The organism is Kitasatospora sp. NPDC059973 (genome assembly GCF_042737525.1).
GTDB lineage: Bacteria > Actinomycetota > Actinomycetes > Streptomycetales > Streptomycetaceae > Kitasatospora.
In genome coordinates this window covers 1-13,783 of the sequence record NZ_JBHWUI010000056.1, presented here as the reverse complement: position 1 = coordinate 13,783, position 13,783 = coordinate 1, and the positions used below count along the sequence as shown (strand labels likewise).

The window sequence follows — 13,783 nt, the reverse complement described above, 5'->3', positions numbered from 1 at the left end:
CGTGACTGAGGGGTGGTGACGGGGAGTCGGGGTGCGGCGTTCGCGAGGTCCGGGCGGTGGTTCGTCAGCGTACGTCGTCCGGGTGGACGACCTCGGTGATGCCCCGGGCGGCCAGGTGGGCGCGGTCCTCGGCGCGCTCGGCGAGCACCGCGGTCGGCCGGGCGCCGGCCTCGGCGAGGCGCATGAACGCCTCGAAGACGGTGCCGCCCGGGCCGCAGACCGAGCGCTTGGGCGAGGTGACGTCGTCGCCGGTGGCGACCACCACGGCGGTGGTGCGCGGCCGGGGCGGCCGCCGGTCGGCGCGCAGGTCCGCGACGGCGGCGGCGAGCCGGGCGCCGGCCGGCTTGACCCGGCGGTCGGTGGTGAGCAGGCCGAGGCTGTACTCCAGCTCGGGGAAGTCGGCCAGCGAGCGGTCGACGTCGTGCGAGCACCACCAGGTGACGCCCCAGAGGTCCGGGCAGTCCAGCACGGCCGCCACCGTGTCGCCGGTGAACCGGGCGGCGTCCTCGGCGGTGATGTGCGGGGCCGGCGCGCCGACCTCCTGCAGCCAGACCGGGCGGTGCGGGTCGTCCGCCCAGGCCTTGGAGAGCTCGACCAGGTAGGCGGCGTGCTGGGCGGTGGCGGTGGAGTGCGCCCCGTAGCGCTGGGCGGTGCCGTTGAACACCCAGGAGTGCACGGCGGTGGCGGCGCCGAGCCGGGCCGAGTGCCAGGGGGTGAACGGGTGCTCGTCCAAGTACCAGGCGGCGTCGTAGGAGGCGTGCAGGTGGAGCCGGCCGGGCGCGCCCTGCTCGCAGGCGGCGAGCATCCGGCGCAGCCAGGCGTCGACCTGCCCGGGGGTGGCCCGGTCCGGGTCGGGGTGCGGGTCGCCGGAGAACTGGTTGACCTCGTTGCCGACCGTCATGCCGAGGAAGTTGGGCCGCTCGTGCAGGGCCGCGGCCAGGGTGCGCAGGTAGGCGGCCTGGCCGTCGATCACGTCCGGGTCGGTGAAGAGGTTGCGGCGGTGCCAGGTCTGCGTCCACGAGGGCTGGAAGTCGAAGCTCGACAGGTGGCCCTGGAGGCCGTCCACCGCGACGTCCAGGCCGCGCTCGCCGGCCGCGTCCACCAGCTCGGTCAGCTGCTCGACGGCGCGCGGGCGGATCAGCGTCCGGTTCGGCTGGAAGACGGGCCAGAGCGGGAAGACCCGGACGTGGTCCAGGCCGAGCGCGGCGATCGAGTCGAGGTCGGCGCGGACGGCGTCGAGGTCGAAGTCGAGCCAGTGGTGGAACCAGCCTGCGCTGGGCGTGTAGTTGACGCCGAAGCGCGGGGCGGCGGGGGCCTGGGTGCGGTCCCCGGCCCGGTCCTGGGCGCGGTCCTGCGGGCGGTCCTGAGCGGCGGTCATGCGCGGTGGGCTTCCTCGGTGGGTGCGGCCGTCGCGGGTACGGCGACGGGTCGGGCGGATGGCGCGGCTACCCCTTGACGGCCCCCTCCTCGACGCCCCTGAAGAAGAAGCGCTGGCAGACGCCGAACACCACGACGATCGGCAGGAAGGCGATCATGGTGCCGGCCGCGATCAGCCGGGGGTTGGCGCTGAACGTGCCGTTGAGGTACTGGAGTCCGACGGTGAGCGTGTACTTCTGCGGGTCGTTGAGCACGATCAGGGGCCAGAGGAAGTCGTCCCAGGCGCCGATGAAGGTGAAGATGACGATCACGCTGAGCATGCCGCGCACGTTCGGCAGGCCGATGTGCCACAGGCGCTGCCAGACGGAGGCGCCGTCCACCAGGGCGGCCTGGTCGAGTTCGGGCGGGACGGCCGCGAAGGCCGTCCGCATCAGCAGCACGTTGAGCATGGCGATCGCGCCGGGCAGGGCGACGCCGGTCAGCGAGTCGGCCAGGCCGAGGCTGCGGACCGTCACGTACTGGGAGACGATGGTGACCTCGCCGGGCAGGACCAGCGTGGCGAGGAAGAGGCCGAAGACCAGGCGGGCGCCGCGGAAGCGCAGTTTGGCCAGGGCGTAGCCGGCCAGGGTGGTGCCGACCACGTTGCCGAAGATCGCGATCGCGGCCACGACCAGCGAGTTGGCCGCGTACGTCCAGACCGGGATGGTGTCGGCGACCTTGCCGTAGTTGGCGAAGGTGAGGTCCTGCGGGAAGAAGCTCGGGTGCTTGGTGTAGACGTCCTCGCCCGGCCCCTTGAGCGAGGTGGAGAGCTGCCAGAGGAACGGGCCGATCACCAGCAGCAGGACGACCAGCAGGAGCAGGTAGCGCAGCGCGGTCTGGGCGGGGGAGGGGGAGTTGAAGCTCCGGGCGCGCCGGGCGGCGGCGGGGCGGTCCGCGGGCTCGCGGGGGGCGGGGACCGGCGCCGTGGCGGGTGCCTGGGCGGGCCCGGTGGGGGTGGCGGGTCGGGTCACGGGGTCAGTCCGCCTTCCGGTTCAGGCGCGTCAGGAGCAGCATCGGGCCGAGGGTGATGACGAACAGCAGCAGGCTGAGCGCCGAGGCGTAGCCCAGGTGGCCGGTGAAGCCACGGCTGTACATCTGGATCAGCATCACCACCGACATGTCCCGGCCGCCGGGGCCGCCGGTGCCGTTGGAGAGCACGTACAGCTCGGAGAAGACGCGCAGCGAGGAGACCGAGATCAGGACCGAGATCAGCATCATGGTGGGGCGCACCCCGGGCAGGGTGACGTGCCAGAACCGGCGGAAGGCGCTCGCGCCGTCGACCGCGGCGGCCTCGTGCAGCTCGCGGCCGACGTTGGCCAGCGCCGACAGGTAGATCACCATGTAGTAGCCGAGGCCCTTCCAGGTGGTCAGCGCGATCGAGCTGAGCAGCAGCAGCCAGCGGTCGGTCAGGAACGCGACCGGGGAGTCGGCCAGCCCGGTCTGCTGCAGCAGGCCGTTGACCAGCCCGCGGTCGTCGAGCACCCAGCCCCAGATCAGCGCCACCACGACGGCGGAGGCGATCACCGGGGTGTAGAAGGCGGTGCGGAAGAAGGTGATGCCGGGCAGCTTGCGCTGCACCAGCAGGGCGAGCAGCAGCGGCAGGACGGTCAGCAGCGGGAGGCAGATCAGCAGGTAGACGATGCTGTTGAGCAGGGCGTCGGCCAACTGCTCGTCGCTGAAGATGCGTTCGTAGTTGGCGAGGCCGGTGAACCGGCCGCCGCCCAGGGGCTTGGCGTTGGTGAACGAGAGGATCACCGTGTTGATCGTCGGCCAGAGGTTGAAGACGACCAGCCAGATGATCGCGGGCCCGGCGAGCAGCCAGGGGGTGAACCAACGCCGGTGGGTCATACCGATGCCTTCCTGGGGCGGGGAGGGTGGGTCCCCGGGGGTGGTGCGGTGCGGGCCGGGGCCGGTGGCCGCCGGGCCGGGGAGCCGCGGCGGGGGCTGCGGCCGGGGTGTCGCGGCCGGGTCCCGGCGGGCCGAGGGTGGTGCCGGCGGCCGGTGCGGGTGGTGCGGCCGGTGCGGGCGGTGCGGGCGGTCGGGGGTGGCCGGTCGGTGCGGTCGGTGCGACCGGTGCGGGCAGCCCCGGCGGGCGGCGGCTCCTGGGGGAGGACGCCGCCGCGCCACCGGTACGGGGTACGGCCGGGGGGCTCGTCCGGGGTCGGATCAGCCCTTGAGCAGCTGGTTGCAGCGCTCGACGGCGGTGTCCAGGGCCTGCTTCGAGGTCGCGTCGCCGCTGATCGCCAGGGCGATCTGCTGCTTGATGACGGTGCCCATCGCGTCGTCGACCTCGACCGGCTGGAGGATCTTCGCCTTGGCCAGCGAGGTGAACGCGACGACCTTGGCGTCACCGGCGTTGGTGCCGTCGCTCTTGCTGAAGAACGGGTCGCCGGCGGACGCCTTGGTGGACGGGAAGATGCTGGTCAGGTGGGCGAACTTGGCCTGGTTCTCGGCGCTGGTGACCCAGCGGGCGAGGGCCACCGCGGCGGCCGGGTTCTTGCTGTTCCTCGGGACGGACAGGCCCTGGACGTAGAGCGGCGGCGTGCCCGTCGCGGGGGAGGAGACGATCTTCGGGGCGAGGGTCGGGTTGTCGGTCGCGACGCTGGTGATGAAGTTGGCGCCACCGGTGGTCCAGCCCGCGGTGCCGGCGTTGAAGAGCTTGGAGTTGCCGGCGTAGGTGTCGGTCAGGACGTCCTTGGGCAGCAGGCCCTCCTTGAACGCCGCGCGGTACTTGTCGAGCAGCGCGGCGGCCTCGGGGGTGTTGAAGGTGAAGGACTTGCCGTCGTCCGACATCACCTTGACGCCGGCGTTGACCAGGTCGCCGAGGCCGGGCTTGCGGCTCATCAGGTAGGTCGAGCCGTCCGACTTCTCCTTGAACACCCGCGCCTGGGCGATCAGTTCGTCGAGGGTGCCGGGAAGGGCCTTGGGATCCAGGCCGTTCTTCGTCAACAGCTCCGAATTCCAGTAGTTCACATCGGTGTTGAGGTACCAGGGGTAGCCGTAGGTGCCGTCCATGCCGCGGAAGCGGTAGGCGTCGACGCCGCCCGCGACGTACTCGTCGGCGAGCTTCGGGTCGGCCTTGGCGATGTCCAGCAGCTGGTTCTGCCTGGCCAGCGGGAGGGCGAAGTCCGGCGGGAGGTTGACCACGTCGGGCAGGCCGCCGGCCGCGGCCTGGCTGAGCACCTTGTCCGAGTAGCCGTCGCCGGGCTGGTCGAGCCAGTCGACCTCGACGCCCGGGTACTTCTGCTTGAAGCCGTCGATCACGCTCTGCATGTAATCGGTGAACTTCGGCTTGAGTGCCCAGGTCTGGAGCGAGACCTTGCCCTTGACGTCACCGGTGGCGGCCGCACTCGCCGCGGTGTCGTCGCTCTTGGTGTCGGAGCCGAGTCCGCAGCCGGTGAGCGTGGCGGTGGTGACCGCCGCCATCGTCAGTGCCGCCCAGATTCTTCGCATGAGGGTCTCCCGGTCCAGGGGGTGGGTGGGGGATTGTGCTGACGTACAGAACCTGACTTACTAAACCGGTCTAGCTGTTGCAGGGACTATGCTCCCGCCTAAACTTGGATGTCAAGAGAGGAGTCGGATTCTGTGGGCAGACCGACCATCGCCGACATCGCGCGCCAGGCCGGGGTCTCGAAGGGCGCGGTGTCCTTCGCGCTCAACGGGCGCCCCGGGGTGAGCGAGGCGACCAGGGCCCGGATCCTCCGGGTCGCCGAGGAGATGAACTGGCGGCCGCACAGCGCCGCCCGCGCCCTGGGCGGCGCCCGGGCCGACGCGGTCGGGCTGGTGATCGCCCGCCCCGCCCGCACCATCGGGGTCGAGCCGTTCTTCAGCCAACTGCTCTCCGGCCTCCAGGCGGTGCTCTCCGCCCACGCGGTCGCGCTGCACCTGATGGTGGTCGAGGACACCGCCGCCGAGATCGGCGTCTACCGGCGCTGGGCCTCCGAGCACCGGGTCGACGGCTTCATCGTGGTCGACCTCCAGGTGCGCGACCCGCGGCTGGAGGCGCTGGAGGAACTCGCCCTGCCCGCCGTGGTGCTGGGCGGCCCCGGCAAGGGCGGCGGGCCGCTGCGGATCTGGGCCGACGACCGGGAGGCGATGCTCTCGATCGTCGACTACCTGGCCGCGATCGGGCACCGCCGGATCGCCCACCTGGCCGGCCTGCCGCACTTCCAGCACACCCAGCGCCGGATCCGCGCCCTGCGCGACGCCTCCCGGCGGCTGGACCTGGAGGAGGCGGTCTCGGTGCCGACCGACTTCAGCGACGCCGAGGGCGCGGCCGCCACCCGGGCCCTGCTCTCCCGGCCCCGGCGGCCCACCGCGATCGTCTACGACAGCGACGTCATGGCGGTGGCCGGCCTGGGGGTGGCCGGCGAGATGGGCGTGGCGGTGCCCGGGGAGCTGTCGATCGTCTCCTTCGACGACTCGGTGCTCGCCCGGATCGTCCACCCGCCGCTGACGGCGCTCAGCCGGGACACCTTCGCGCTCGGCGAGCAGGTCGCGAGCAGCCTGCTCGCGGTGATCGACGGGACCGGCCCCGGCCGGGACCTGCAGATGCCCACGCCGCGCCTCACGGTCCGTGAGTCCACCTCACCGCCGGGCCCCGAATCACCCTCAGGGGTGGCTGTTGCCGGGGCCGTTGACAGTCGGTCTGAACCGGTTTAGCCTCGCAGCGCCGAGCCGGTCCGCTCGGCGCGCCACGGTGGGCGGGGAGTCGGGCGGCTCCCGGCCCCGGGCCGTCGCGGCCGGGGCGGCGGGGGCGTCGTGCCCGTGCTGCCCCGTGGGCCCCCTGGGCGGGAGCCGGTGCTCGGCCGTTCCGCCTTCCTCGTACCGCCGTTCCCCGTTCCGCTGTGCCTCGCACCGTCGGCCTCTCGGCCGTCCGGCACCGAGTGGGCCGGGGCCGGCCGGGCGGCGATTTCCCGCGCTCGGCGCCACCGCACCCGCGCCACCACGCCCACCCGTACCACCGCACGTACCTCGCACATGCATCCGGACCGCCCCTCGCGGGCGGCTCCGCCCCCACCCTCCTCCGCTCGATCGGAGCCACCGCATGTCACGACGTCTCCCCCTCCTGCTGAGCGCCGCCCTCGGTGCCGCCGTCCTCGGCGCCGCGCCCACCGCCCACGCGGATCCCGCTCCGGCACCGGCCACCCCGGCCGCTGCCGCGGCCGCCGGCACCCAGCCCTACGCCTCCTACTGGTACCCGAACACCATCCTGAACTGGGACCCGGCCACCGACCCGGACGCCCGCTTCAACCGGTCCCGCGTCCCGCTCCGGCCGCGCACCAGCGACCCGGCGCTCAAGGCCAACCCCAACGCCCGGGCCGGCGAGGGCAAGGTGGCCTCGCTGGTCTCCTTCGGCCCGACCTCCAACAACCCCTCCCAGGGCTCGGCCGACCCGAACTACTACGCCTTCGGCTACTGGCAGTACGTCGACAAGCTGGTGTTCTGGGGCGGCTCGGCCGGTGAGGGCCTGATCCTCGCCCCCAACCCGACCGTCATCGACGCCGCGCACCGCAACGGCGTCAAGGTCTACGGCACCGTCTTCTTCCCGCCCGCCGCCTACGGCGGCCAGCTGCAGTGGGTCCGCGACTTCGTCCAGAAGTCCGGTTCCCGCTACCCGGTCGCGGACAAGCTCACCCAGGCCGCCCAGTACTACGGCTTCGACGGCTGGTTCATCAACCAGGAGACCGGCGGCGGGGATTCGGCGCTGGCCGGCGAGGTGCGCAACCTCATGCAGTACACCAAGGCGCAGACCGGCACCGAGTACATGTGGTACGACGCGATGACCGAGTCCGGTTCGGTGTCCTGGCAGAACGCGCTGACCTCCGCCAACGACTCCTTCCTCCAGGACGGCGCCAAGCGGACCTCCGACTCGATGTTCCTGAACTTCAACTGGAGCTCCGGCGGGCTGGATTCGTCCCGCTCGCTGGCCCGCGGCCTCGGCCGCGACGAGTACGACCTCTACTCCGGGATCGACACCGAGTCCAACGGTTACAACACCGGCGTCGACTGGAACGCGCTCTTCCCGGCCGGCAAGGCGCACACCACCTCGCTCGGGCTCTACCGTCCCGAGTGGACGTGGAAGTCCGCCACCGACCGCGCCGACTTCTACGCCAAGGACTCCCGCTACTGGGTCGGCGCCAACAACGACCCGTCGAACACCGCCACGTCGTCGAACTGGAAGGGCCTGTCGACCTACATAGCCGAGTCCTCGCCGATCACCGCGAAGCCCTTCGTCACCAACTTCTCCACCGGTCAGGGCGACTTCTACAACGCCGGTGGCGGCCGGGTCGCCACCGGCGGCTGGAACAACCTCTCGCTCCAGGACGTCCCGCCGACCTACCGCTGGCTGGTCGGTTCCAGCGGCACCAAGCTGACGCCGTCCGTCGACTTCACCGACGCCTACGAGGGCGGCTCCTCGCTGCGGCTCAGCGGCAAGCTGGACGCCACCAACACCGTGCGCCTCTACCAGAGCAGGCTGCCGGTCGCGGCGGACAGCAAGCTCTCGCTGGTGCTCAAGACCCCGGCCGCCGGGGCGACCGGGTTGAAGGCCGCGATCTCCTTCACCGACGCACCGGGCACCTTCACCACCGTCGACGTCGGCGCGAACTCCGGTGCCGGGTGGGAGCGGCACACCCTCGACCTCTCCGCCTACGCCGGCCGCACCATCGCCCAGATCGGCCTCCAGGTCGAAGGCTCCAACCCGGCCTACGACCTGAGGGTCGGTCAGCTGGCGGTCTACGACGGCGCGGTGGACGCGCCCGCCGCGCCGAGCGGCCTCACCGTGCTCGGCGCCAGTGACGTGGTGGCCGGCTCCAGCCAGTCGCTGCGGCTCTCCTGGACGGCCTCGGCGAGCGGCTCGGTGCACCACTACGAGCTGTACCGGCGCAACGCCGACGGCAGCCGCAGCTACCTCGGCGCGACGCCGTCCGACGCCTACTTCGTCAACAAGCTGGAGCGGGCCGGGACGGAGAGCGCCACCACCGTCGAGGTGGAGGCGGTCTCCACCGAGTACGGCCGCTCCGCCGCCGCCACCACCACGGTCTCCTGGACGGGCGCCCCGCCGGTCGGCGGCAACCTGGCACTGAACCGCCCGGCCACCGCCTCCGGCCAGTGCAACGGCAACGAGACCCCGGCCAAGGCCGTCAACGGCACCGTGAACGGCGGCAACGGCGACAAGTGGTGCACCACCACGTCGGCCAAGTGGCTGGAGGTGGACCTCGGTTCGGCCAAGCCGCTGAGCAGGTTCGTGGTGAAGCACGCCTCGGCCGGGGGTGAGAGCCCGGCGTACAACACCCGGGACTTCACCATCCAGGTGCGCGACTCCACCGCCGACGCGTGGACCACCGTCGCCACCGTCACCGGCAACACCGCCGGGACCACCACCCACCCGGTGAGCACCACGGCCCGCTACGTCCGGCTCTCGGTGACCAAGCCCACCCAGGGCACCGACCCCGCCGCCCGGATCTACGAGTTCGAGGCCTGGGGCGCGTAGGGCTCTTCCGACGGTTCCCGCCGCGCGCTGATGCGACGGGAACCGTCGGGCCAGACCCGGTCCCGGCTCCCGACCCGCTCCGTCTTCCGAAAGGACCCACCCCGTGCCGGTCACCATCACCGCCGTCGAGAGCACGGACCTCTTCACCGGCCCCGAGGACGCGCCGCGCCAGCTGCTGCGCGTGACCCTCGACGGCCCGCCCGCCCGGATCACCGTCACCGGCCCGGGCGTACGCGGCGAGGAGGCCGGCACGGGGCTGGTCGAAGTCCCCCTGGAGATCACCGGCGCCGAGCCCGGGGCCCGGATCCCGGTCCTGGTGACCGCGGCGACGGACGGCGTCACCGCGACCGCCGAGGCCGTCGTCGAGGCGGCCGAACCCGGCTGGACGATGTACCTGGTCTCGCACTTCCACTACGACCCGGTCTGGTGGAACACCCAGGCCGCCTACACCTCGCCCTGGGAGCTGCTCTCCGCCGACGCGACCACCCGGCCGCTCTGGGAGCGCAACGGCTTCGCGCTCGTCGACGCGCACCTGGACCTCGCGCTGCGTGACCCGGTCTACCGGTTCGTACTCGCCGAAGTCGACTACCTGAAGCCCTACTTCGACCAGCACCCGGAGCGCCGCGCGGCACTGCGGCTGCTGCTGGAGCGCGGTCAGGTGGAACTGGTCGGCGGCACCTACAACGAGCCCAACACCAACCTCACCGGTGCCGAGACCACCATCCGCAACATCGTCTACGGCATCGGCTACCAGCGCGACATCCTCGGCGGCGACCCGCGGACCGCCTGGCAGCTGGACGTGTTCGGCCACGACCCGCAGTTCCCCGGCCACCTCGCGGCCGCCGGGCTCACCGGCAGCGCCTGGGCCCGCGGCCCGTTCCACCAGTGGGGCCCGATCCAGAAGAACTTCCGCGAGGCCAAGGACGACGCCCGGGTGATGCAGTTCCCGAGCGAGTTCGAGTGGATCGCGCCCTCCGGCGACGGCGTGCTCACCCACTACATGCCGCACCACTACTCGGCCGGCTGGTGGATGGACTCCTCCGCCGACCTCGCCACCGCCGAGCAGGCCGTCTACGAGCTGTACCGCAAGCTCAAGCCGGTCGGCGCGACGAAGAACCTGCTGCTGCCCGTCGGCACCGACTACACCCCGCCGAACAAGTGGGTCACCGAGATCCACCGCTCCTGGGCGCGCAAGTACCTCTGGCCGCGGTTCGTCTGCGCCACCCCGCGCGACTTCCTGGACGCCGTCCGCGCCGAGCTGGCCGCCACCGGCCGCCGGCCCAGCCCGCAGACCCGGGACATGAACCCGGTCTACACCGGCAAGGACGTCTCCTACATCGACACCAAGCAGGCCCAGCGGGCCGCCGAGGTCGCCGCCGTCGACGCGGAGAAGCTCGCCACCCTGGCCGCCGTGCAGGGGCTCGGCCGCTACCCGGGGGCCGCGCTGGACAAGGTCTGGCGCCACCTCGCCTACGGCGCCCACCACGACGCGATCACCGGCTCGGAGTCCGACCAGGTCTACCTCGACCTGCTCGGCGGCTGGCGCGAGGCGTACGACCTGGCGGCGGACGTCCGGGACCGGTCGCTGGACGCGCTCACCGGCCGGATCGACACCGCCGGCATCGGTTCGGCCGTCGTCGTCACCAACACCCTCTCCTTCGACCGCACCGACCTGGTCGCCGTCCGGCTGCCGCGGGGGTGCTCCCGGGCCGTCCTCGTCCTGGACGACACCGGCGCCGTGGTCCCCAGCAGCGTGGACCGCGGCACCCTGCGCTTCCTGGCCGCCGGGGTGCCCGCCCTGGGCTGGCGCACCTGGCGGCTGGTCCCCTCCGCCGACGGGGTGGAGGACACCGCCTGGTCGCGCGCCGAGGGCCACACCGTCGCCAACGCCCGCTACCGGGTGACCGCCGACCCGGCCCGGGGCGGCGCACTGACGTCCATTCAGGATCTTTCGCACGAGAGGGAGTTGATCCAGAACGGCCGGATCGGCAACGAGCTGCGGGTGTACGAGGAGTACCCGCAGCACCCCGACTTCGGCGAGGGCCCGTGGCACCTCGTCCCCAAGGGGCCCGTCCTCGGCTCCGGCGGGCAGCCGGCGAGCGTGCGCCGCGAGACCGGCCCGCTCGGTGAGCGGCTGGTGATCGCCGGCACCGTGGACGGCGTCCGGTACGAGCAGACCGTGACGCTCTGGCGGGGCGTCGACCGGGTCGACTGCCGGACCAGGGTGGTCGACTTCTCCGGCGCCGACCGCCTGCTGCGGCTGCGCTTCCCGGTCGACCTGCCCGGCGCGCTGCCGGTCAGCGAGGTCGCCGACGCGGTGGTCGGTCGCGGTTTCGCGCTGCCCGACGTGGACTCCGCCGAGGCGCCCTGGACCCTGGACAACCCGGCCAACACCTGGTTCGGCCTGGGCTCCACCGCCCGGGTCGCCCTGACCGACCCGGCCGGCGCGCCGCTCGGCGAACGCGCCCTCGGCGTCGCCGAGGTGATCACTCCCGACCTCGACTCCGCCGCCGACGCCCGCGACCTGGTGGTCGCGCTCGCCCGGATCGGCGTCACCGCCACCACCTCCGGCGCCGACTGGGCCCGCTACGGCTGGCTGGACGTCGACTCCAACCTGCCGGACTTCCGGATCGTCCTCGGCGGACCGGAAGGCAATGCCGCCGCCCGGGAGCTGATCGAGCGGGCGGGCGAGGAGTACGCCACCGTGCTCAGGACGCACGGCGCCGTCTGGGTGCCCGCGCTGACTCCGCTGGCCGAGGTCTGGCAGCCCGGCGCCGACCTGCGCGACCTGCGGGCGCTGCCCGCCCTGGTGGTGACCGACCCGGCCGCGCTGGTCCACGACCTCGCCGACGCCCGGATCACCGCCGTCTGCCCCGGAACGCTCCACCCGGCGGAGCGGCTCACCGACCACAGCGTCGGACTGCTGAGCTTCGGCCTGCCCGGCTTCGCGGTCGACGCCACCGGCGCGCTGCACCTCTCGCTGATGCGCTCCTGCACCGGCTGGCCCTCCGGCGTCTGGATCGACCCGCCCCGGCGCACCCTGCCCGACGGCGCGTCCTTCCAACTCCAGCACTGGACGCATGAGTTCAGCTACGCGCTGGTCGGCGGCGCGGGGGACTGGCGGGCCCAGGCGCTGCCCGCCCAGGGGCAGGAGTTCAACCACCCGCTGTACGCCCGGATCGTCCCCGCACGGAAGGGGCCGTTGCCCGCCACCCTCTCCTGGCTGCGGGTCGAACCCGCCCGGGAGGTGCTGCTGGGCACCCTCAAGCCGACCGGCAACCCGATCGCGCACGGCTCGGCCACCGCCCCGGGCGGCGGCCGACTCACCGTCCGGCTGGTCGAGTCCACCGGCCTGGGCCGCACCGCCACCCTCGGCGGCGCCCTCGGGCTGACCGACCCGCACCGCGCCGACCTGCTGGAACGGCCGCTGGACTCCGTCGACGGGGCCCTGGACCTCGCCGGTTCGCAGATCGCCACCGTGCTGGCCCGGCCGAGCGTGGCCGCCGACCCGGCCGGCCCGGTGCTCGGCGCGGTCGCCGAGGTCGCCCAGCCGGTCCACGCCCGCTACTGGCTGCACAACCGGGGCCCGGCGCCGCTCGGTTACCTCCCGGTGTCGGTCGGCGTCTCGCCCGGCCTGCTGCGGACGGCCGGGCCGGGTGAGCCGGTCGAGCTCTCCGTCGCCCTCTCCTCCCAGCTGCGGGACGCCGCGGTGGAGGGCGCCGCGCTGGTCCTGCCCCCCGAGGGCTGGACGGCGAGCCTCGGCGCCCGCCCCTACCGCCTGGAGCCGGGCGGACACCTGCGCTTCCCGGTCACGCTCACCCCGCCGGCGGCGGTCGAACCCGGGTTGTACTTCGCCGCCGTCCGGATCACGCACGAGGACCAGCGGATCGAGGACGTCGTCACCCTCGCCGTCGGCGAGCTCCCCGGCCTGCTGCCCGCCCCCGGGGAGACGCCCGAGGACTGGACCGCCGCCCAGGGCACCGAGTCCCTGGAGGGCCGCGACACCGGTCTCACCGTGACGGTGGCGGATGAGCGGCTGCGGCTGACCCCCGGTGGGCGGGCCACCCTCGCCGTCCGGCTCGCCAACCGGACCCGCGGCGAGATCCGGGGCGAACTCCAGCTGGTCTCACCCTGGGGGACGTGGGAGGCGGTCGGCGCCCCCGTCCGCGGCTTCACCCTCGCCGCCGGCGCCACCGAGACCGCCGCCTTCGAGCTCGCGGCTCCCGAGGACGACGAGCCGGGTGCCTCCTGGGCGCTGGCCAAGGTGATGTGGTTCGGCCGCTGCCAGTACTCCCCGGCCGTCGCCCTGGTGGTGGAGCCGTGACCGCCGGGGCCCCGGTGGCCGGCGCCCTCGGTCTGCTCGACGGCCGCCCGCTGCCGCGCACCGAACTCGACCGCCGCCTCGCCGCCCTGCGGTCCGGCCCGCGCTCCGCCGCCCTGCCGCGGCCCGGCAGCTCCGAGGACCGCCAACTCGCCCGCTGGGTCGCCCAGGTGGTGCTGACGGAGGAGCTGTGCTCCACCGTGTGTGCCGAGCGCGGGCTGCCGCTCGGCGCCGACACCCCCACCCGCCTCGACCAGCAGGCCGCCGTCGAACTCGGGTCGATCACGGCCGCCGCGTACGAGGGCAGCGCGGCCGTCCGGGCGGTCTTCGAGGCCGTCACGGCCGACGTCCGGCCCCGGGCGGACGAGGTGGCCCACTACCGGGCGATGACCGCCGACCGCCCCGCTCCCGCGCTCTGGCGGCTCGGCTTCCCCGACGGCGGCGGCTGCGAGGCCGACCCGGCGACCCTCCCGCTCGCCCTCGCCGAGGCCCTGCGCGCCGCCGGGCCGGGCGCCTGGGTCACGGCGGGCGGGTGGACGGCGGCCCTGCTC

General features: G+C 73.4%; 7 protein-coding genes and 1 pseudogene. 4 read left to right on the top strand and 4 right to left on the bottom strand.

From position 1 onward, the window contains the following. Positions 1-64: 64 nt before the first annotated feature. The 4 genes from ACFWA9_RS17400 to ACFWA9_RS17385 all read right to left on the bottom strand — a co-directional run bounded on the left by ACFWA9_RS17400 (position 65) and on the right by ACFWA9_RS17385 (position 4,869). Entirely contained in the window at positions 65-1,378 is a 1,314-nt protein-coding gene (locus tag ACFWA9_RS17400; RefSeq protein ID WP_380388024.1) for a glycosyl hydrolase, read from the bottom strand. Positions 1,379-1,445: 67 nt separating this feature from the next. Next, positions 1,446-2,387: a carbohydrate ABC transporter permease gene (locus ACFWA9_RS17395; RefSeq protein ID WP_380388022.1), complete on the bottom strand. Its 942-nt coding sequence runs from the start codon at positions 2,385-2,387 to the stop codon at positions 1,446-1,448. A gap of 4 nt (positions 2,388-2,391) precedes the next feature. Further along, the gene (locus ACFWA9_RS17390) at positions 2,392-3,264 is read right to left on the bottom strand and encodes a sugar ABC transporter permease (protein WP_359803926.1); all 873 of its coding nucleotides are present in this window, start codon (positions 3,262-3,264) and stop codon (positions 2,392-2,394) included. A gap of 318 nt (positions 3,265-3,582) precedes the next feature. Beyond that, complete coding sequence (locus ACFWA9_RS17385; protein ID WP_352295524.1) at positions 3,583-4,869, bottom strand: sugar ABC transporter substrate-binding protein; 1,287 nt, start codon at positions 4,867-4,869, stop codon at positions 3,583-3,585. 132 nt (positions 4,870-5,001) lie between these two features. Between ACFWA9_RS17385 and ACFWA9_RS17380 the strand changes: the two genes are divergently transcribed. The 4 genes and pseudogenes from ACFWA9_RS17380 to ACFWA9_RS17365 all read left to right on the top strand — a co-directional run. Continuing rightward, complete coding sequence (locus tag ACFWA9_RS17380; RefSeq protein WP_352295522.1) at positions 5,002-6,078, top strand: LacI family DNA-binding transcriptional regulator; 1,077 nt, start codon at positions 5,002-5,004, stop codon at positions 6,076-6,078. A gap of 385 nt (positions 6,079-6,463) precedes the next feature. Beyond that, positions 6,464-8,911, top strand: a complete 2,448-nt coding sequence (locus tag ACFWA9_RS17375) for a discoidin domain-containing protein (RefSeq protein WP_380388020.1) — start codon at positions 6,464-6,466, stop codon at positions 8,909-8,911. Between the two features lie 103 nt (positions 8,912-9,014). Then, positions 9,015-13,235, top strand: coding sequence for a glycoside hydrolase family 38 C-terminal domain-containing protein (locus ACFWA9_RS17370; protein WP_380388018.1), 4,221 nt, complete (start codon positions 9,015-9,017; stop codon positions 13,233-13,235). Next, positions 13,232-13,783: pseudogene (locus tag ACFWA9_RS17365) on the top strand (hypothetical protein); the annotation flags it as partial. The gene ACFWA9_RS17370 and the pseudogene ACFWA9_RS17365, both read left to right, overlap by 4 nt.